This is a genomic window from Pseudomonas gingeri (genome assembly GCF_013385425.1).
In the GTDB taxonomy this organism is placed as follows: domain Bacteria; phylum Pseudomonadota; class Gammaproteobacteria; order Pseudomonadales; family Pseudomonadaceae; genus Aquipseudomonas; species Aquipseudomonas gingeri_D.
On the sequence record NZ_JACAQA010000036.1, the window covers coordinates 1 to 18,023 of the forward strand.

At 61.2% G+C, this 18,023-nt stretch carries 17 protein-coding genes; 11 read left to right on the forward strand and 6 right to left on the reverse strand.

Going from position 1 to position 18,023, the window contains the following annotated elements:
* Positions 1-518 precede the first annotated feature (518 nt).
* Positions 519-1,424 (forward strand): LysR family transcriptional regulator, encoded by a 906-nt coding sequence (locus HX830_RS28820; protein ID WP_177104055.1) that lies wholly within the window; start codon positions 519-521, stop codon positions 1,422-1,424.
* Between the two features lie 19 nt (positions 1,425-1,443).
* Here HX830_RS28820 and HX830_RS28825 read toward each other — a convergent pair whose 3' ends face one another.
* Positions 1,444-2,193, reverse strand: coding sequence for an SDR family NAD(P)-dependent oxidoreductase (locus tag HX830_RS28825; RefSeq protein WP_177104057.1), 750 nt, complete (start codon positions 2,191-2,193; stop codon positions 1,444-1,446).
* Between the two features lie 253 nt (positions 2,194-2,446).
* Between HX830_RS28825 and HX830_RS28830 the strand changes: the two genes are divergently transcribed.
* The 4 genes from HX830_RS28830 to HX830_RS28845 all read left to right on the forward strand — a co-directional run bounded on the left by HX830_RS28830 (position 2,447) and on the right by HX830_RS28845 (position 7,064).
* Positions 2,447-3,262, forward strand: a complete 816-nt coding sequence (locus tag HX830_RS28830; RefSeq protein WP_177104059.1) for an alpha/beta fold hydrolase — start codon at positions 2,447-2,449, stop codon at positions 3,260-3,262.
* A 37-nt stretch (positions 3,263-3,299) separates the two neighbouring features.
* A complete protein-coding gene (locus HX830_RS28835) occupies positions 3,300-4,202 on the forward strand; it encodes a LysR family transcriptional regulator (RefSeq protein ID WP_177104061.1) in 903 nt (300 codons plus the stop codon).
* A gap of 129 nt (positions 4,203-4,331) precedes the next feature.
* Complete coding sequence (locus HX830_RS28840) at positions 4,332-4,961, forward strand: glutathione S-transferase family protein (protein ID WP_177104063.1); 630 nt, start codon at positions 4,332-4,334, stop codon at positions 4,959-4,961.
* A 57-nt stretch (positions 4,962-5,018) separates the two neighbouring features.
* Complete coding sequence (locus HX830_RS28845) at positions 5,019-7,064, forward strand: 2Fe-2S iron-sulfur cluster-binding protein (RefSeq protein WP_177104065.1); 2,046 nt, start codon at positions 5,019-5,021, stop codon at positions 7,062-7,064.
* Positions 7,065-7,217: 153 nt separating this feature from the next.
* On the opposite strand, the gene HX830_RS28850 is transcribed toward HX830_RS28845, so the two are convergent.
* Together HX830_RS28850 and HX830_RS28855 are read right to left on the reverse strand one after the other, a co-directional pair.
* Positions 7,218-8,720, reverse strand: coding sequence for an aldehyde dehydrogenase family protein (locus HX830_RS28850; RefSeq protein WP_177104067.1), 1,503 nt, complete (start codon positions 8,718-8,720; stop codon positions 7,218-7,220).
* A 94-nt stretch (positions 8,721-8,814) separates the two neighbouring features.
* The gene (locus HX830_RS28855) at positions 8,815-9,438 is read right to left on the reverse strand and encodes a LysE family translocator (protein ID WP_103497150.1); all 624 of its coding nucleotides are present in this window, start codon (positions 9,436-9,438) and stop codon (positions 8,815-8,817) included.
* A gap of 144 nt (positions 9,439-9,582) precedes the next feature.
* Here HX830_RS28855 and HX830_RS28860 point away from each other — a divergent pair, with 144 nt between their 5' ends.
* Positions 9,583-10,056, forward strand: a complete 474-nt coding sequence (locus HX830_RS28860; protein WP_177104157.1) for an Lrp/AsnC family transcriptional regulator — start codon at positions 9,583-9,585, stop codon at positions 10,054-10,056.
* A gap of 1 nt (position 10,057) precedes the next feature.
* Here HX830_RS28860 and lpdA read toward each other — a convergent pair whose 3' ends face one another.
* The gene (lpdA, locus tag HX830_RS28865; protein WP_177104070.1) at positions 10,058-11,458 is read right to left on the reverse strand and encodes a dihydrolipoyl dehydrogenase; all 1,401 of its coding nucleotides are present in this window, start codon (positions 11,456-11,458) and stop codon (positions 10,058-10,060) included.
* Positions 11,459-11,563: 105 nt separating this feature from the next.
* The gene (locus HX830_RS28870) at positions 11,564-11,899 is read right to left on the reverse strand and encodes a hypothetical protein (protein ID WP_177104072.1); all 336 of its coding nucleotides are present in this window, start codon (positions 11,897-11,899) and stop codon (positions 11,564-11,566) included.
* A gap of 681 nt (positions 11,900-12,580) precedes the next feature.
* Between HX830_RS28870 and bufA2 the strand changes: the two genes are divergently transcribed.
* From bufA2 to cfaB, 4 genes are all read left to right on the forward strand, one after another.
* The gene (gene bufA2 / locus HX830_RS28875; protein WP_103497147.1) at positions 12,581-12,832 is read left to right on the forward strand and encodes a BufA2 family periplasmic bufferin-type metallophore; all 252 of its coding nucleotides are present in this window, start codon (positions 12,581-12,583) and stop codon (positions 12,830-12,832) included.
* A gap of 70 nt (positions 12,833-12,902) precedes the next feature.
* The gene (gene bufB, locus HX830_RS28880) at positions 12,903-13,748 is read left to right on the forward strand and encodes an MNIO family bufferin maturase (protein WP_103497146.1); all 846 of its coding nucleotides are present in this window, start codon (positions 12,903-12,905) and stop codon (positions 13,746-13,748) included.
* The gene (locus tag HX830_RS28885) at positions 13,739-14,530 is read left to right on the forward strand and encodes an HvfC/BufC N-terminal domain-containing protein (RefSeq protein WP_177104074.1); all 792 of its coding nucleotides are present in this window, start codon (positions 13,739-13,741) and stop codon (positions 14,528-14,530) included. The genes bufB and HX830_RS28885 overlap by 10 nt, the downstream gene beginning before the upstream one ends.
* Before the next feature lie 128 nt (positions 14,531-14,658).
* Positions 14,659-15,843, forward strand: coding sequence for a C17 cyclopropane fatty acid synthase CfaB (cfaB, locus tag HX830_RS28890; protein ID WP_177104076.1), 1,185 nt, complete (start codon positions 14,659-14,661; stop codon positions 15,841-15,843).
* Between the two features lie 48 nt (positions 15,844-15,891).
* On the opposite strand, the gene cls is transcribed toward cfaB, so the two are convergent.
* Positions 15,892-17,331, reverse strand: coding sequence for a cardiolipin synthase (gene cls, locus HX830_RS28895; protein WP_177104078.1), 1,440 nt, complete (start codon positions 17,329-17,331; stop codon positions 15,892-15,894).
* A 132-nt stretch (positions 17,332-17,463) separates the two neighbouring features.
* Between cls and HX830_RS28900 the strand changes: the two genes are divergently transcribed.
* Entirely contained in the window at positions 17,464-17,979 is a 516-nt protein-coding gene (locus HX830_RS28900; RefSeq protein ID WP_152736597.1) for a DUF3617 domain-containing protein, read from the forward strand.
* Positions 17,980-18,023: the final 44 nt, after the last annotated feature.

The following is an 18,023-nucleotide window of genomic DNA, read 5'->3' on the forward strand; positions in this document are numbered from 1 at the left end:
CAGTTTTACATTGGCGATGACACCCAGGTTCATAAGCGGCGCATCGAAAAGACGTATGAGCGCTTCCGGAGATCCCGCCCCTTAAGGCTATGGGCCAAGATCTGAGTAAACCATTCCCCCCAACGCCTCTCTAGAACTCGCTCCAGATGCGTACCAGGGCGTCGTCACTGCCCCGCTGGTAAGTTCAGCTTTATGTCGCTCTTAATTGTTGAAAAAAGCTGATTTTTCAGCAACCGATGGCACCTTGTGTCAGTCTTTACTAACGAGAAGCAAGACAATATGCGGTTAACTGACTGATTTTTCTGGTGTCCTTGTGTCACTCTTAATTGTCTGAAACCATGTATAAAGCCGCCGATCAAGGCGGCTTTTTTTTCCCCGCGATTTATCACCGCGTCGTTCTCGTTGAAGTGCGCGGCCTTTCTTCCGAGGTCTGACGGCCGACAGAAAAATTTTGCACGCTCCCAGGCAATACCTGCAGACTGCTCGAAGTGACGTGAATCATTCCGGGGAAGAATAAGATGGATCGGTTGGCTGCGATGGAAACCTTCGTCTACGTCGTGGAGACAGGTTCCTTTTCCGCGGCAGGCAGACGTCTGAACGTCGGACAGCCTGCTGTTTCAAAAAGCATCGCGCAGCTTGAAGAGCACCTGGGGGTTCGCTTGCTGACCCGTTCGACGCGAGGGTTATCTCCGACCGAGGCCGGCACGCTCTTTTTTGAACGGGCGAAGAGGGTCATCGAGGAGGCCAACGAAGCCGAATTCGCCGCGCGCGGGGCGGGTGCCGGATTGACCGGGACATTACGCATTTCCACGACAGTGACCTTTTCCAGATTGCATATTCTTCCCCATTTGGGGGGATTCCTGGAGATGCACCCTCTGCTTGATGTTGACGTGCTGCTTGACGATCGATCGGTGAACCTTGTTGAAGAGGGGATCGATATCGCCTTGCGCATGGGCAACCTCAGCGATTCGAGTTTGACGGCCAGAAGGATTGCCCGATGCCGACGGTTGGTAATGGCTACGCCCGGTTATTTCAAACGACGCGGTGTGCCCGAGTCGCCCGCGGATTTGGCGGACCATGAAGCGGTGATCTATTCCCTGGGCGGAGGGGGTGCATCGTGGTTATTCAAAAAAGGCACGACCGAGGAGTCAGTCACCCTCAACGGCCGTGTACGAGTCACCGCTGCCGAGGGTATTCGGACAACGGTATTGTCAGGCTACGGCCTGACACTCTCCTCTGAGTGGATGTTCGCCCCTGAGCTGGCCAGCGGAGAGGTCGTGCCCGTTCTTCAGGACTGGGAGCTTCCCGAAATGGACCTTTGGGCCATCTTCCCGACCGGGCGCATGGCAAGTGCCAAGGCTCGTGCGTTCGTGGCCTACGTGGAGCAGTTGATGGGAAACGCCACCTCAGTGGCGCTCACCTGATCCAGGGTGGCTGCCGGTCTCAGACTTGAGCCATGCCGCCGTCGACGCACAGGTCAATGCCCGCAACGAAACTGCTGTCGTCCGAGGCCAGGAACAGCGCGGCTGAAGCAATTTCTTCCGGGCGGCCAAGGCGCCCCAGCGGAACGGCTTTGGCGAACGATGCTTTCAACTGATCGACCTGCTCCTGGGTGGACGCCTGGCTTTCCATGATCGGCGTATCAACCGGGCCCGGGCTCAGGCTGTTGACCCGAATGCCACGGTCTTGCAGCTCCAGTGTCCAGGTCCGTGCGAACGAGCGGACGGCCGCTTTGGTCGCGCTGTAGGTGCCGTAGCCGGGAATGCCTTTGGTGGCGGCGATTGAAGCGGTCAGGATGATCGAGCCGCCATCACGTATCAAGGGAAGTGCTTTTTGTACGGTGAACAACAGGCCCTTGACGTTGATATCGAACGTCCCGTCATAGTGTTCGACGCTGACGTCATTGAGGTAGGTGGGGTCCACGATGCCCGAGTTGGCGACGAGCACGTCAATGCCGCCTTTCTCGCGTTCAACGACCTCGTAGAGTCGGTTTAAATCTTCGGAGCTGGAGACGTCGCCCTGCACGGCTGTCACGTTGCGACCGATCAATGCGACGGCCTTGTCCAATTCGGCTTGGCGCCGGCCGGTGATAAAGACATAAGCACCTTCTTCAACGAAACGCTGGGCGGTCGCAAGACCGATGCCGCTGCTGCCACCGGTGATAACTGCAATCTTGCCTTGAAGCTTGTTCATGGTAATGCCCTCAGGAAGGTAGAACTGAGGGAGGGCCCAGGGTGGCCACTCGCCTCGTGGTGAGGGCCCAAGTGTCTGCTCCATGATTTAAACCGGGAACGCCGGTCACGGGCATAAAACCTATGCCTCATATGAATGAGCGCCCATACCTCTGGACATTTGAACGCGTGCGGGCAACGCTGTCCGATCTCTTGATTCCGAGTGCAGGGGGCCTGGGCACTCGTTGTTTCATCCATTAGCGAAGGATAATTCAATGCCGTTTGTGACGATCGATGGACAACCGCTGCACTTCCTCGACCAGGGCGCGGGCGAGGTGGTGGTGCTGGGCTCCAGCTACCTGTGGGACAGCGGCATGTGGGCACCGCAGATCGCGGCACTCTCGCAACACTACCGAGTGATCGTGCCGGAACTCTGGGGCCATGGGCAGTCCGGACAGCTGCCGGAGAACACTCGTAGCCTCGACGATCTGGCGAATCAGGTGCTGGCCTTGCTGGATCACTTGGAAGTTCAGCGTTTCACCCTGGTCGGCCTGTCGGTCGGCGGCATGTGGGGCGCGCGCCTGGCCCTGGCGGCACCCGAGCGCGTCCGTGGCCTGGTGTTGATGGATACCTATGCCGGCGAAGAACCTGCACCGACCCAGCAATATTATTTCTCGATGCTGAAGATGATCGAGGACGCCGGCAGTATTCCGCCGCCTTTACTCGATGCAATCACGCCGATTTTCTTCAAGGCAGGTGTCGACCCGCAGCTGCCGTACTATCAGGCGTTTCGCGCGTCCCTGACGACCTATTCGAGCGAGCGCCTGCGCGACAGCATCGTCCCATTGGGACGGCTGATCTTCGGACGCGACGATCGTCTGGCCGAGCTGGCGACGCTGGATGCCAGCCGCACTCTGGTGATGTGCGGCGAGCAGGACAAGCCACGGCCACCGAGCGAGGCTCGGGAGATGGCCGAGTTGATCGGTTGCCAGTACATCGGGATACCGGAGGCCGGGCATATCTCCAGTATCGAGAACCCGTCGTTCGTGAACGATGCGCTGTTGGACTTCCTTTCTGACCTGCCAGCATAGTCACCGCGATCCGCCGTAGCAGCGAGTAAGCCAAGCCATGGACAGATTCCAGGAAATGCAGGTGTTTATTGCCGTCGCCCAGGAGCAAGGCTTCGCGGCGGCGGCGCGGCGTCTGAGCCTCTCGGCACCAAGCGTTACCCGGGCGGTGGCGGCGCTGGAAAAACGCATCGGCGCCCAGTTGCTCGTGCGTACCACGCGCAACGTGCACCTGACCGAACCCGGGCAGCGTTATCTGGAAGACTGCCGACGCATCCTCGCCGCCATGGAGGAAGCCGAGGCCTCGGCCGCCGACAGTCACGCCCGTCCCAGCGGCCAACTGACCATGACCGCGCCGGTGCTGTTCGGCGAGTTGTATGTCACGCCGGTGATGGTGCGTTACCTGGCGCAGTATCCGGCGGTGGATATCAACGCGCTGCTGCTGGACCGCGTGGTACCCATGGTCGAGGATGGGATCGATGTCGCGGTGCGGATTGGCGAGTTGCCCGACAGCGGTTACCACGCCATCAGGGTAGGGCAGGTCCGCCGGGTGGTCTGCGCTTCACCGGCCTATCTGGACAAACAGGGCCGTCCCCGACATCCGGACGAGTTGCGCCAGGCGCAGATCGTCATGGCCGCCTCGGCTTCGCAGGTCAGGAGCTGGCAATTCCTCGAAGGCGACAAACCCTTGAGCATTCGCCTGGAACCACGATTGGCACTGACGGCGAATCGGGCGGCGATCCACGCGGCCTGCCTGGGCCTTGGCCTGACCCGGGTGCTGTCTTATCAAGTCGCGGACAAGCTGGCGGCCGGTGAGCTGGAAATCGTACTGGAAGATTTCGAGTTTCCGCCGCTGCCGATCCATGTGGTGTATCAAGGAGGCCGCACGGTTTCCGTACGGGTGCGCAGTTTTGTCGATTTCGTGGTCGCGGCCTTACGCGAACACCCGAACCTGAAAGGCTGATCGGTATTTCATTTTTTGAAAGAATGGATTGCCGTTTCTGGTGATTCTGTTGTTTTCGCTGAAGGAGCAAGATCACTCCATCAGCGCGAACCATCCCGGGTTGCGCTTCTGCCCCCGTGGAGTACCGCCATGTCCCAGACCCCCATCAAGCTCTACAACTTTTCCCGCTCCGGCCACGCCCATCGCGCCGAACTGATGTTGTCCCTGCTCGGTCTGCCGGTGGAACTGATTCATGTGGACTTGCCCAGCGGTGCCCATAAGACCCCGGAATACCTGGCCCTGAATGCCTTCGGCCAGGTGCCGGTCATCGATGATCAAGGCCTGGTCCTCGCCGACTCCGCGGCGATTCTGGTGTACCTGGCACTCAAGTATGGACAAGGCCGCTGGCTGCCCACCGATCCGGTTGGTGCCGCCCAGGTGCAACGCTGGCTGTCGGTAGCGGCGGGGCCGATTGCCTTCGGTCCGGCCCGGGCCCGGTTGATCACGGTCTTCGGTGCACCCTTTGACGCCGAGGACGCGATCAGCCGTTCCCATGCCTTGCTCAAGGTCGTCGAGCATGAACTGAACCAGTCGTCCTATCTGGTGGGTGACACACCGACCATCGCCGATGTCGCCGGCTACAGCTATATCGCCCATGCGCCGGAAGGCAATGTCTCGCTGGCGGACTACCCCAATGTACGGGCTTGGTTGGCGCGGATCGAAGCCTTGCCGGGCTTTGTGCCGATGCCGCGTACCGTCGCCGGATTGCAGACCGCCTGAGATCGATGAAACCTCCCGTCCACTTCGGCCGGGAGGGTTTCCCGTGGAGAAGTCGCGATGAATATATCCAGCGCATCACCCTGGCACGTCGGTGAACTGCAGATGCAGACCCAGGTCGGTGTCGCCGAACGGATGGCTGAACTCGGTCCGAGGGTGATCCGTGACTACATGCCGGACCAGCATCGTGACTTTTATCGCCAGTTGCCGTTCCTGCTGTTCGGCACCGTCGACGATCAGGGCAATCCCTGGGCGAGCCTGTTTGAGGGCGAGCCGGGCTTTGCCTTTTCTCCCGATCCCAGGTTGTTGCAGGTGGCGAGTTTTCCACAGGTTGCGGACCCGACCTATTCAGCCCTGCGAGCCGGCGCGGCCATCGGCTTGCTGGGAATGGAGCTGCATACCCGGCGACGCAACCGTATCAATGGGCGTGTGGCGGCGCTGACTGGAAAAACCCTGAGCGTGTCTGTGGAACATGCCTTCGGTAACTGTCCGCAGTACATCCAGTTGCGTCAGTTCGAACGGGTGCCTGCGCCGGACCCGGTCACGCAAGTCGTTCATCGGTCGCAAGGCCTGGACGCCGAGGCGGCGGCAATGATCCATGCCGCCGATACGTTCTTCGTCGCCAGTTATGTGGATATCGATGGCGCCCGTTCCGTGGATGTTTCCCATCGTGGTGGGCAAAGCGGTTTTGTGCGGGTTGAGGGCGACTGCCTGACCATCCCGGATTTCGCCGGCAACCTGCACTTCAACACTTTGGGCAATCTGCTGATCAATCCCCGCGCGGGCCTGTTGTTTATCGATTTCAATACGGGTGACCTGCTGCAACTCAGCGGGCGCACCGAAGTCATCCTCGACGGACCGCTGGTGAAAGCCTTTCAAGGCGCCGAACGTTTGTGGACGTTCCACGTGGAACATTGTGTGCGGCGTCCGGCGGCTTCGACCTTGCGTTGGAAGTTCGAGGGCTTTTCACCCAACAGCCTGATGACCGGCAGCTGGGACCAGGCCGTAGCACGTTTGCAAGCCGAGGCGCTGGGCAATGCCTGGCGGCCTTTGCGGATCAGCCGGATTGTCGAGGAAAGTCGCAACATTCGTTCGCTGTATCTGGAGCCTACGGATGGGGCCGGGTTGCCGGTGTTTCAGGCCGGGCAGCATCTGCCGCTGCGTTTCGACCTGGGCGGGCAGACGCAGATTCGTACCTACAGTTTGTCGGGCGCGCCATCGGATGAGTTCTGCCGGATCAGCGTCAAGCGCGACGGCCGGGTGTCGTCCCATGTGCATGACCAGCTCAAGGTCGGTGATGTGCTTGAGGCGCGTGCACCACAGGGGCATTTCACCGTGGCGACCCATGAGCAGCGCCCGTTGGTATTGCTGGCGGCGGGGGTGGGGATTACGCCTTTGTTGTCGATGCTGCGGGAGGTGGTGTACCAGGGCAAACGCACTCGGCGGATGCGGCCTACGGTTTTGTTCCACAGCGCCCGCTCGTTGGCGGAACTGCCGTTTCGGGCTGAGCTGGATGAGCTGATGGCGCGTGCGGGCGAGACGGTCCAGGTGGTGCGACTGCTGAGCCAGCCGGAGCCTGAGGCAGTGCCGGGTGAGGATTACCATCTGCAAGGTCGACTCGATGTCGAGGTGTTGAAGGCCGTGTTGACGGTCGACGACTATGACTCGGTGGATTTTGTCCTGTGCGGCCCGGGTGGTTTTACCCAGGGGATATATGACCAACTGCGGGATATGGATATCCGTGATGAGCGTATTCATGCGGAGACTTTTGGTCCGTCGACGTTGCGCCGTCGTCAGGACCCGGGTGCACCGCAGATCGAGCAGCCACCGGCAGCTACGCAATCGGTGCCGGTGGTGTTCCATCGTTCTGGCAAGGAAGCGCGCTGGCAGCCTGAAGGTGAGAGCTTGTTGGTGTTGGCGGAAAGCCGGGGTTTGCAGCCGGAGTTCAGTTGTCGGGGCGGATCCTGTGGCACTTGCAGCACCCGCTTGATCAGCGGACAGGTACATTATCCACAACCGCCCGCGGAGTTGCCGAGCGAGGGGCAGGTGCTGATTTGTTGCGCGATTCCGGCGCAGAGCACGGAGCCTCTGGTGTTGGATCTCTGAGCACAGATCTGAATGTATGGCACATTCCTGTAGGAGCTTGGCTTGCCAGCGAAGAGGCCCTCAAGATCGCTAAAAGCTTCGCTGGCAAGCCAAGCTCCTACAGATTGATGGTGTCCTCACTATCTGCGACGAGCCCGCTGCCTGAAAGATGCCTCAGCGCCGCAGGCTGGTATCGATCTGGCTCATCCGGCTACGCAAGGTAAACACTCCATCCCCGGAGAGGATCGCCCCACGGGCAAACAGGCGCCCGTTCTCCCAGTTCGAAAGCCCCAGTTCCGGCTTGTTCAGCGCGTACTGGCCATCGACCCAGCGAGTGAAGCCATCGCCGACAAAGGGGGCGTTGATGCTGTTGTAGAAGTAATCGTGGGCGCCACGGTCGGCGCTGATCAGCGACACGGTGAACTGCGGGCTGTAGCGATTGAACAGGGCAACCGCCTGATCCAGGTCGTCGACGATTTTCAGGCTGACTTCCGGCGTCCCTTCCCACTCCCATTCGCGGCCCAGTTGGTCTTCGGGCAACGACTCGGTTTGTGCTTCTTCCTCATACCCTTCGGCACGCTGGACCTGCACCCGCGCGTGCAACCACTCGGCCGGCAGCACGCTTTCATCGCCGCTGACGATATGCAGCTTGCAGCGCTGGCCGCGTGCTTCGCCGGCAGCCTTCAGCGCCTCAAGGAACAACGGCACCAGTTCGGCTGCGCGCTGGCGATGAATCACACAGACATTAAGCGTGTTGCAGACCTTGCGATCCAGGGAGTTGCGCACCACTTCGGCAAAGCGCTTGGCGTCCGCGTCCTGATGGGCCACCAGCCAGGCGCCGCCGGTGCCGTGCAGACTGACCACAGTGCCGGCCTGCTGGGCGATTCCGCCAAGCTGCTTTACGGCATGGCCCGAACCCCGGGCCACCGCCAGTGACAGGCGGCGGTCGGCGAACATCGCCCAGCCTGCTGCCCGATCGCTGCTTTCCACCAGGGACACCGCACCCGCCGGCAAACCGGCTTCGTGCAGCGCCGGATTGAGTGCATGGCGAACAATTGCCTGGGCCGTGCCGAGGGCATCGCTGCCGATCCGCAGCACGGCGGTATTACCCGTACGCAGAACGCCGGCAGCATCGGCAAACACATTCGGCCGACCTTCAAAGACAAATGCCACCACGCCCAGGGGCGCGACGACTTGCTCAACCTTCCAACCTTCATGTTCCACGGACTCACGGACCCGACCGCGAATCAGCGGCGCATCACGCCAGGCCCGTAGCCCGGCAATCATGTCGCGACGCATGGCCTCGCTTGCCAGCAGACGGGTGGTGGAGCGCCCACGGGCCTTGGCCTGGGCGATATCGGCCTGGTTCGCGGCCTCGATCAATGCCCAGGAAGCCGGTGCTTCCAGATGTTGGGCAAACAGGTCGAAGAACTGGCTGATGGCCTCGTCCGAGACTTGGGCCAGTGCGGTGAACGCAGTTTGTGCAGTGTCGATGGCCTGGGTCGCGATCTGTTGCACGGCATGGGGAATCAGCAGCAGTTCGCCGCTGGCCTGGTCCACCAGCAGATGATCGCCCGGCTGGAAACGCTCGGCCAATTCCGGCGGCACCGGGGAAACCCGGTTACCCGCGTAGAGAATTGGCGTGCCGGCGATAAGACGATCGAGCGTGCTGGTCATGGTTGGAACACTTGTCCGTGGGAGTAGGAGGCAAAATGTATAAGAAAAACGCCGTCGGCTCACCTGCTAACGGCGTTTCTTTTGCACAACGGCCTCAGGCTTGCTGGATAAACGCCAATCGGACGGCAAAACCGATCAACAGGCCGCCGAACAGCCATTGCTGCAGGCGTTGCGCCCTTGGGCTCTTATCGAGCCATTGGCCGATCCAGGCACCGGCCAGGGCGTAACAGCTATCGAATAGCAGCCCGACCGCCACCAGGGTTACGCCGAGTCCGAGGAACTGCGCGGCCACCGGGCCGGCATGGGCGTCGATAAATTGCGGCAGCAGCACCGAACAGAACAGCAACGCCTTGGGGTTCAGCAGATTGGTGAGCAGTCCTTGTTGCAGGGCGCCGCGCCAGCTCAAGGTTTGTTGGGTACCCTGGTGATCCGCGTTCAGCAACGCCAGCGACCCGGGCCGCAGCATGCGCAGGCCGATCCACAACAGATAGGCGGCACCTGCCAGGCGTACGATATCGAAGGTCCACGGCGCTGCCTTGAACAGCGCCGCGAGGCCCAGGGCCGCCAGCGCCACATGGCAGGCGCGGGCGATGCCCAGGCCGAGGGCGGTGGTCAGGGCCTGGCTACGGCCATGGCGGGCGCCGGTTTGCAGCAGGAGGATCATGTCGGGGCCGGGAAGCAGATAAACCATCGCCAGTGCGAACAGGTAGAGGAGCATCGTGCTGTTTCTCCAAGAAGGGATAACCGGAGAAAATTCTATGTCGGAAGGCCAGGGCAGGTGCTTGCGTATTCAACCCGTGAAAGGCTTAGACTTGGTACTTTCTGCCAATACAGTCGAAGCGGGTAGTCGGATATGCCAAAAATAAAACTCGATGCCTATGACCGTAAAATCCTCGCGGCTTTGCAACGGGACGGACGCCTGAGCAATGTCGAGCTGGCCGCACAGATCGGTCTCTCGGCGTCACCGTGCCTGCGTCGGGTTCGCATGCTCGAGGAGGCGGGGGTGATTCGTGGCTACCAGGTGAACCTGGACCGCGATGAAGTCGGGCTGGGGCTGACGGTGTTCGTCGGGGTCAAGGTCGAGCGGCACCACGAGGCCGAAGCCGAGGCCTTTCGCCTGGCGGTCATGGCCTTGCCCCAGGTGATCTCGGCATTCCTGGTGTCCGGCGAGTCGGACTTCCTGCTGCAAGTGGTGGTGCCCGACCTGCGGGCGTATGAACGCTTCCTCAATGGTCAACTGCTGCGCCTGCCCGGTGTACGTGATATCCGCAGCAACTTTGCGATCCAGGCGGTGAAGGCGCCCGGACCGCTGCCGTTGGATCATCTGCCCGACTGACTCAGATCTGCGTGGCCAGGCCTTCGACGTTCATCGCCGCCTGGCGCAGGGCTTCCGAGCGGGTCGGGTGTGGATGGCAGGTGAGGGCGATATCTTCGGCCGAGGCGGAAAACTCCATGGCCACGCAGTATTCGCCGATCATCTCGCTGACACTCGGGCCCACCAGATGCACGCCAAGGATCTCATCGGTGTGCTCGTCGGCCAGGACCTTGGCGAAACCCTCGGTCTCGTGGTTGATCTTGGCCCGGCTATTGGCGCTGAAGGGGAATTTCCCGACCTTGTAGGCACGGCCTTCGGCCTTGAGCTGTTCTTCGGTCTTGCCGACACTGGCCAGTTCCGGCCGGGTGTAGATCACACTGGGGATCAGCGCGTAATTGACCTCGCCGGCCTTGCCGACGATCTGCTCGATGCAGGCCATGGCCTCGTCTTCGGCCTTGTGGGCGAGCATCGGGCCGCTGGTGACGTCGCCAATCACCCAGACACCCGGGGCTTCGGTACGGTGGCCCTGGTTGGTCAGCATGCCGCGCTTGTCGGTGGACAGCCCCACGTTTTCCAGGCCAAGCCCTTGGGTGAAGGGGCGACGGCCGATGGCCACCAGCACGTAGTCGGCGTCGATCAACTGCGCTTCGCCACCGGCCGCCGGTTCCACGCGCAACCGTACGCCGGTCGCGGAGCGGGTGGCGCTGGTGACCTTGGAGCCGAGCAGGAAGTTGATGCCTTGTTTGCTCAACGAGCGCTGCAAGGTCTTGCCGGCTTCCAGGTCGACGCCGGGGCAGATCCGGTCCAGGTATTCCACCACCGTGACCTGGCTCCCGAGCCGCCGCCACACCGAGCCCAGTTCCAGGCCGATAACCCCGGCGCCGATCACCACCAGATGTTTGGGCACCTCCGGCAACGACAGCGCTCCGGTGGAGTCGAGGATGCGTTGGTTGTCGATTTCGACACCCGGCAGCGGCATCGGCTCGGAGCCGGTGGCGATCACGATATCCTTGGCCTGTAAGGTGGTTTTACTGCCGTCGGCGGCACTGACCAGCACCTTGCCAGGGCCGGCGATCCGCCCCCAGCCCTTGATCCACTCGACCTTGTTCTTGCGAAACAGGTATTCGATACCCTGGGTCAGCCCGGCCACGCCCTGGTCTTTCTGTTTCATCATCTGCGCGAGGTTGAGGCTGGGCGTGACCTCGATCCCGAGGTTGGCGAACTCGCTGCCCACGGCCGCCTCATAGAGCTCGGACGCGTGGAGCAGGGCCTTGGACGGCATGCAGCCGACGTTCAGGCAGGTTCCGCCGAGGGTCGCGCGGCCCTCCACGCAGGCGACCTTCAAACCCAGCTGGCCGGCGCGAATGGCGGCGTTGTAGCCCCCGGGTCCGCCTCCGATGATGACGACGTCGTAGCTGCTCATGACTGTTCTCCTGGGAGACACCGCGTTGAGGAAGAAGGACAAAGGCAGGTGTCACAAAATATTATGATCATAATATTGTCCTTGTACGCAACTTTGGTCAAGGCATCACCTGGAGGGCTTGCTGCCGCCGGTTCGAGCCGGATCTTCGAGAAAGGTGGTGTAGGGGTACGTCGACTCGGCGTGAAAATTGATCCTCCGGCCACGGACGGTGGTCAGTTGCGAGTCGGCCTTTATGCAAAGTGTCTGACCGCTTTTGAAGGTGAGCCGATGAATCTGTTGATTGTCTTCGCGGCTGATCTCATGGCTGATCAAGTCCAGCAGGTTGCTCAGGCCCAGGGGCGAACCGGGTTGATTGATGGTCAGGCAACTGGAAGTCTCCGCACTTGGGGTCATCCCCAGCGGGCGTTGAAAATAATGGTATTCACTCAAGGTATGGCTCATGGCGGCTCCGTCGCTCAAGTGTGCGCGCCGAGTGTTGGGCATGTTATTAGTCGGCAGCGCGCACAAAGGGTGTCAAGTGTTTTAAGGGTGAGGCATATAGTTATAAGTTATCTGGCCTCGTGGCGTTGGTGAGCGTACGAGGGTCAATAAGGGTTTTGGGTATCGAGCCGTCTATTCAAGGGGTTAGGCGTGGCGCGGAACCCTTGGCGAACGCTTTTCAATACGGAAAGTTACGAATTTTTTAATGAACCGATAGAGGTATTTAAAGTCAGAAGGATGTTAGTCATTGCCAGGATACCAATCAAGTCACGCAGATGTTGAATTTTGTTACACGAGTAGCCGGTTAACCGGTGGTAATTTTTCTGGTTGTTTCGAACAGTGGGATTGCAGATAAATTAATGTCAGTGTTTTCCGTGTTGTTGGGTTAATTGATATACGGGTTACACTGTTCGGGTAATGCTTTAATTATTACTTGTTAGGGAGTTTCTGTTATGTAGTAACGCAATACTTCTGCAGGTCATCCCTGGCAGGAGCGGCCGGTCGATGAGGGCGTCGAGGATTATTTTCAAAAAAATTTGCAAGGGGCTGTAACGGCTGGCGGCGACCGCTCTCTACTGCCATGTCGAGACTGAACATTCCGTTCGGACCGATACCCCTAACGCATTTTCGAGGATAAAAACCATGTCGATCAAAACCGCCGCTGCTGGTGCCGCTCTCGCTCTCGCTGCCGCCACCATGTTTGCTGGTGTCGTCACCCAGGCGTCGGCCGCCGATGCCCAGGTTCACTGCTATGGTGTCAACGCCTGCAAAGGCCAGAACGACTGCAAGACCAAGGATCACGCTTGCAAAGGCATGGGTTCCTGCAAAGGCCAGGGCTTCAAGGCCATGACCAAGTCGGCCTGTGAAAAAGCCGGTGGCAAAATCGGCGAATAAACGACGCCCGAGTGCTCCCGCAGCGGTCGGCCCCTGACGCCGCTGCGGACACTTCAGCGAGGAGTCCAGTATGTCCGTTTCCCGTCCCTGCCTGGGTTATGGCCTGGGTTTGCGCAGTCACTATCACCAGGAAATCCTCGAGCAGTTGCCCGCGGTGGACTGGTTCGAGATCGTTTCCGAGAATTACCTGGTCCAGGGCGGCAAGGCGCTGTACTACCTGGATGCCATCGCCGAGCGCTATCCGCTGGTGATGCATGGCGTGTCGCTGTCCATCGGCGGGCCCCATGAGCTGGATATGAACTACCTCAAACAACTCAAGCAGTTGGCCGGGCGGGTCAATCCCGCGTGGATTTCCGACCATCTGTGCTGGAGCCGCGGCAACGCCCATCAGTTGCATGATCTGCTGCCGCTGCCCTACACCGAAGAAAGCCTGTACTACGTCGCGGCCCGGGTCCGTCAGGTGCAGGACGTGCTGCAGCAGCCGCTGGTGCTGGAGAATGTCTCCAGTTATGTGCGAGCTGCTTCCGATGAATTTTCCGAGTGGGAGTTTCTTGAAGCCCTCAGTCGCCTGAGCGACTGCGAGCTGTTGCTGGACGTGAACAATGTCTATGTCAGCGGGCGCAATCACGGTTTCGATCCCTGGACTTTTATCCACAGCCTGCCGGCAGGCAAGATCCGCCAATTGCACCTGGCCGGGCATGAGGACTATGGCGACTACGTGATCGATACCCATGATCATCCGGTCTGCGATCCGGTCTGGGAGCTCTATCAGCGGACCCTCGAACACCTGGGACCGGTGGCGACCCTGCTGGAGCGCGACGATCATTTCCCGCCACTGGGTGAACTGGTGGACGAGCTGGACAAGGCCCGTGAGTTGGGCGCTACCGCCCTGGCCCGGAGGTCGTTATGCGCCTGAATGACTGGCAGCTGGCTTTTGAACGTTACCTGCTCGGGGAAAACGCCGTGGCCAGTGACGCCTTGGGCGCCAGCCTGATCGGCGGGCCGAGCCTGGATGTCGAAACCGGCCTGGCGATTTACCACAACGCTTACCGCGCCCGTTTGCAGGAAACCCTGCGCAGCGACTTTCCCACGGTGTGGAACTGGCTGGGTGACGAGGAGTTCGATGCGCTGACCGCGGCCTATCTGCGCGAATGCCCATCGTCCCATTACAGCCTGCGCTGGCTCGGTGCCGGCTTCGAGGCGTTTGCCCTGCGTCATCTGGTGCCGGAGCAGAGCGCGCCCCTGGCGGAACTGATTCGCCTGGAGTGGGCCTTTACCCTGGCCTTCGATGCCGTGCCGGGCGAGCCCCTGACCCTCGCGGCCATGGCCGGCCTGCCGGCCGAGGCCTGGCCGTCGTTGCAACTGGAGTTGCTGCCCAGCGTGCAATGGCTCAGTGGTCGGTTCAACAGCCTGGCGATGTGGCGGGCGGTGAAGGCCGAAACGGAGTTTCCCGACAGCCTCGAACTGGAACAACCCCAGGTCTGCCTGGTCTGGCGTGCCGACCTGGTCTGCCACTATCGCAGCCTGGAACCGGCGGAAGTCCAGGCCCTGGACGGCATGGTGAATGCCGGTTGGAGTTTCGCCGAATTGTGCGCCGAGCTGGCGGCCAGCCTGGGAGAGGGGGCGCCTTTGCAGGCGGTCAGCTGGCTCAAGCAATGGGTGAGCGACGGCCTGGTTGCTCAACGCCACAGGCTTTGACGCTGCCATTCTTCCCGTGAAACGGTGTCGGGCAAAACCCATAGTTCGAGTCTATTATCTCGATAGGCTGACAGATCCCGTGAATGCGCTACCCTTAATTCAGACGTCTGAAACAAGGGGGATAACTCATGCTCGCGCAACTTCCACCGGCCTTACAGAATCTTCAGCTACCGCTTCGCCTGAGACTCTGGGACGGCCACGAAATCAATCTCGGGCCGACGCCCAGTGTCACCATCGTTGTGAAGGACCCACAACTGGTCGCGCAATTCACCCATCCCACGCTGGATTTGCTGGGCAGCGCCTTCGTTGAAGGCAAGCTGGAACTCGAAGGACCGATCAGCGAAGTCGTGCGGGTCTGCGACGAGTTGAGCCAGGCGCTGCTGGAGGATGAAGGGGACAACCCGCCGCCGCGCCTGGCCCACGACAAGGCCACCGACGCCGCTTCCATCTCCTACCACTACGACCTCTCCAACGCCTTCTACCAGCTCTGGCTGGACCGCGAGATGGTCTATTCCTGCGCCTACTTCGAAAGCGCCGACGCGACCCTCGAAGAAGCCCAGCAAGCCAAGTTCCGCCACCTGTGCCGCAAGCTGCGCCTGCAACCGGGCGAGTACCTGCTGGATGTCGGCTGCGGTTGGGGCGGGCTGGCGCGTTATGCGGCGCGGGAGTTCGGGGTCAAGGTGTTCGGGATCACCCTGAGCAAGGAACAGTTGGCATTGGCGAGGGAGCGGGTGGCCGCCGAAGGTCTGCAGGACAAGGTCGACCTGCAACTGCTTGATTACCGTGACCTGCCCCAGGACGGTCGCTTCGACAAGGTGGTCAGCGTCGGCATGTTCGAACATGTCGGCCACGCCAACCTCAAGCAGTATTGCGAGGTCCTGTTCGGTGCCGTGCGCGAAGGCGGCCTGGTGATGAACCATGGCATTACCGCCAAGCACACCGACGGACGCCCGGTGGGACGCGGTGCCGGCGACTTTATCGATCGTTATGTGTTCCCCAATGGCGAGTTGCCACATCTGTCGATGATCTCTGCTGAAATCAGCGAGGCCGGTCTGGAAGTGGTCGACGTGGAGAGCCTGCGCCTGCACTACGCGCGGACCCTGGAGCAGTGGAGCCAGCGCCTGGAAAACAACCTGGAGGCAGCGGGCCGTGAAGTGCCGGAACGCGCCCTGCGGATCTGGCGGCTGTACCTGGCCGGTTGCGCCTACGCCTTTGAAAAGGGCTGGATCAACCTGCACCAGATCCTGGCGGTAAAAGCCTTCTCCGACGGCAGCCACAACCTGCCCTGGACCCGCGACGATCTTTATCGCTGACCCCCGCGCAGGCGCGGCCTTGGGCGGCGCCTGCGCCGAGGTTCCTCTCTAGAGGATCGGCGAGATCAAGCGTGCGACCCGCATGCCGAGCTGTTGCAGGCGATGGGTTTTGCGGCTTTCGTCCTTGGCCACTTCATGGGCCAGGGCAAAGTCCTGCTCGAGCATCTGTTCCACTTTCCGGGCGAAGGCCTCGTCCACGGTCAGTAACATCACTTCGAAATTCAGCCGGAACGAGCGGTTGTCCAGGTTCGCACTGCCGATGGCGCTGATTTCGTTGTCCACCAGCACCACCTTCTGATGCAGGAAACCGGGGCGGTAGCGGAACACCCGCACGCCGGCGCGCACGGCTTCGAAAGCGTAGAGGCTGGAGGCGGCGTAGACGATGCGGTGGTCCGGGCGTGACGGCAGCAGCAGGCGCACATCCACGCCGCGCAGCACCGCCAGGCGCAAGGCGGCGAACACCGCTTCGTCGGGGATGAAGTAGGGGCTGGTGATCCAGACCCGTTCCCGGGCCGCATGAATGGCTTCGACGAAGAACAGCGAACAGGTCTCCACCGGGTCGGCCGGGCCGCTGGCGAGCAACTGGCAGAGCACACCGCCGTCCGGGTAGGACTCCGGCAGGATCAGCGGCGGGAGTTTGCGCGAGGCCCAGAACCAGTCTTCGGCGAATGACTCCTGCAAGCAGGCAACCACCGGTCCGCTCACCTGCACATGGGTGTCGCGCCAGGGCGACAGCGGTGGTTTGGCCCCCATGTACTCGTCGCCGACGTTATGCCCGCCAACAAAACCGACCAGCCCGTCGACCACCACCACCTTGCGATGATTGCGGAAATTCACCTGGAAGCGGTTCAACCAACCGCTGCGGGTGGCGAACGCGCGGATCTGCACACCGCCCTCGCGCAGGGCCTCGACGTAGGTGTGGGGCAGGGCATGGCTGCCGATACGGTCGTAGAGCACGTAGACCGCCACCCCTTCGGCGGCCTTTTCCAGGAGCTTTTTCTGCAACCGTCGGCCGAGCTGGTCGTCATGGATAATGAAAAATTGCACCAGCACCGCTTCGTGGGCCTGGTCGATGGCCTGGAAAATCGCCTCGAAGGTTGCGTCGCCATTGATCAGCAACTGCACCTGGTTGTTCGCCAGGCATGGCATGCGCCCCAGTTTCGGCATCGCCCGCAGCGAGGCATAGGCCTGGGAACTGCGGGCGGCCAGGGCCTCTTCGACCCAGGGGCGCCAGTTCAGGTCGGCGATGGCCTTGCGCATTTCCACGTTGGCCTGGCGCCGGGCCTTGATGTAGGCGTCGAAGCTGCTGCGGCCGAAGACCAGGTAGGGAATCAGCGTCAGGTACGGGATGAACATCAGTGACAGGGCCCAGGCAATCGCGCCCTGGGCGGTGCGCACGGTCAATACGGCATGGATGGCGGCGATCAGGCCAAGGGAATGGATCAGGGCAATCAGGTAGGCGAAAAGGTGTGGGCCAAAAAAATCCATGGGCGCTCCTGCTCAGGCGTCTTCAATCTCTAACAGACCATGTTCCGGGGTTATTGTCGCTATTTAATTCTTGACGCAACCCTCGCATGATTCTGACGTCCAAGATGGACCCCATTCTCTAGGAGCTACTTGATGAACCTTCGTCTGCCGGGCCTGGCCCTTGTCCTTGGCTCAATGATTCCCGTTGCCCAGGCGCAGGTGCTGCAACCGGGCTTGTGGGAGCTGACCTCCAGCAATGTGCAGGTCGAGAACCAACAGCTGGATGTCGGCATGCTGATGGGTATGCTGAAACAGAACACCACCCCGGAGCAGCGCGCGGCGCTGGAGAAGCAGGGGGTCAACCTGGGCGGTGAGGGCGTGCGAGTGTGCCTGACGCCGCAACAGGTGGCGTCCGAGTCGATTCCGCTGACCGATCCGCAATCGGGTTGCCAGCAGCAGGTCACCGAACGCAACGGCCCGGATTGGAAATTCCGTTTCAGCTGTCCGAAGGCCCAGGGCAGCGGCGTGGCGCATTTTGTCAGTGACCGCGAGTTCAGCACCAAGGTCAGCGGGACTTTCAATGCCACCGGCATCCAGCAGAACGGCAGCATGGAAACCCGGGCGGTGTGGATGGGGCAGGATTGCGGGCCGGTGAAACCGCGTACCTGATGAGGAGCGCAGGGCTCGTTTAATTGTGGGAGCGGAGCTTGCCC

Bases quoted from the DNA above. Each gene is read 5' to 3' on its own strand.
- HX830_RS28820 (WP_177104055.1), top strand. From the start codon at position 519: ATGGATCGGTTGGCTGCGATGGAAACCTTCGTCTACGTCGTGGAGACA.
- HX830_RS28825 (WP_177104057.1), bottom strand. From the start codon at position 2,193: ATGAACAAGCTTCAAGGCAAGATTGCAGTTATCACCGGTGGCAGCAGC.
- HX830_RS28830 (WP_177104059.1), top strand. From the start codon at position 2,447: ATGCCGTTTGTGACGATCGATGGACAACCGCTGCACTTCCTCGACCAG.
- HX830_RS28835 (WP_177104061.1), top strand. From the start codon at position 3,300: ATGGACAGATTCCAGGAAATGCAGGTGTTTATTGCCGTCGCCCAGGAG.
- HX830_RS28840 (WP_177104063.1), top strand. From the start codon at position 4,332: ATGTCCCAGACCCCCATCAAGCTCTACAACTTTTCCCGCTCCGGCCAC.
- HX830_RS28845 (WP_177104065.1), top strand. From the start codon at position 5,019: ATGAATATATCCAGCGCATCACCCTGGCACGTCGGTGAACTGCAGATG.
- HX830_RS28850 (WP_177104067.1), bottom strand. From the start codon at position 8,720: ATGACCAGCACGCTCGATCGTCTTATCGCCGGCACGCCAATTCTCTAC.
- HX830_RS28855 (WP_103497150.1), bottom strand. From the start codon at position 9,438: ATGCTCCTCTACCTGTTCGCACTGGCGATGGTTTATCTGCTTCCCGGC.
- lpdA (WP_177104070.1), bottom strand. From the start codon at position 11,458: ATGAGCAGCTACGACGTCGTCATCATCGGAGGCGGACCCGGGGGCTAC.
- HX830_RS28870 (WP_177104072.1), bottom strand. From the start codon at position 11,899: ATGAGCCATACCTTGAGTGAATACCATTATTTTCAACGCCCGCTGGGG.
- bufA2 (WP_103497147.1), top strand. From the start codon at position 12,581: ATGTCGATCAAAACCGCCGCTGCTGGTGCCGCTCTCGCTCTCGCTGCC.
- bufB (WP_103497146.1), top strand. From the start codon at position 12,903: ATGTCCGTTTCCCGTCCCTGCCTGGGTTATGGCCTGGGTTTGCGCAGT.
- HX830_RS28885 (WP_177104074.1), top strand. From the start codon at position 13,739: ATGCGCCTGAATGACTGGCAGCTGGCTTTTGAACGTTACCTGCTCGGG.
- cfaB (WP_177104076.1), top strand. From the start codon at position 14,659: ATGCTCGCGCAACTTCCACCGGCCTTACAGAATCTTCAGCTACCGCTT.
- cls (WP_177104078.1), bottom strand. From the start codon at position 17,331: ATGGATTTTTTTGGCCCACACCTTTTCGCCTACCTGATTGCCCTGATC.
- HX830_RS28900 (WP_152736597.1), top strand. From the start codon at position 17,464: ATGAACCTTCGTCTGCCGGGCCTGGCCCTTGTCCTTGGCTCAATGATT.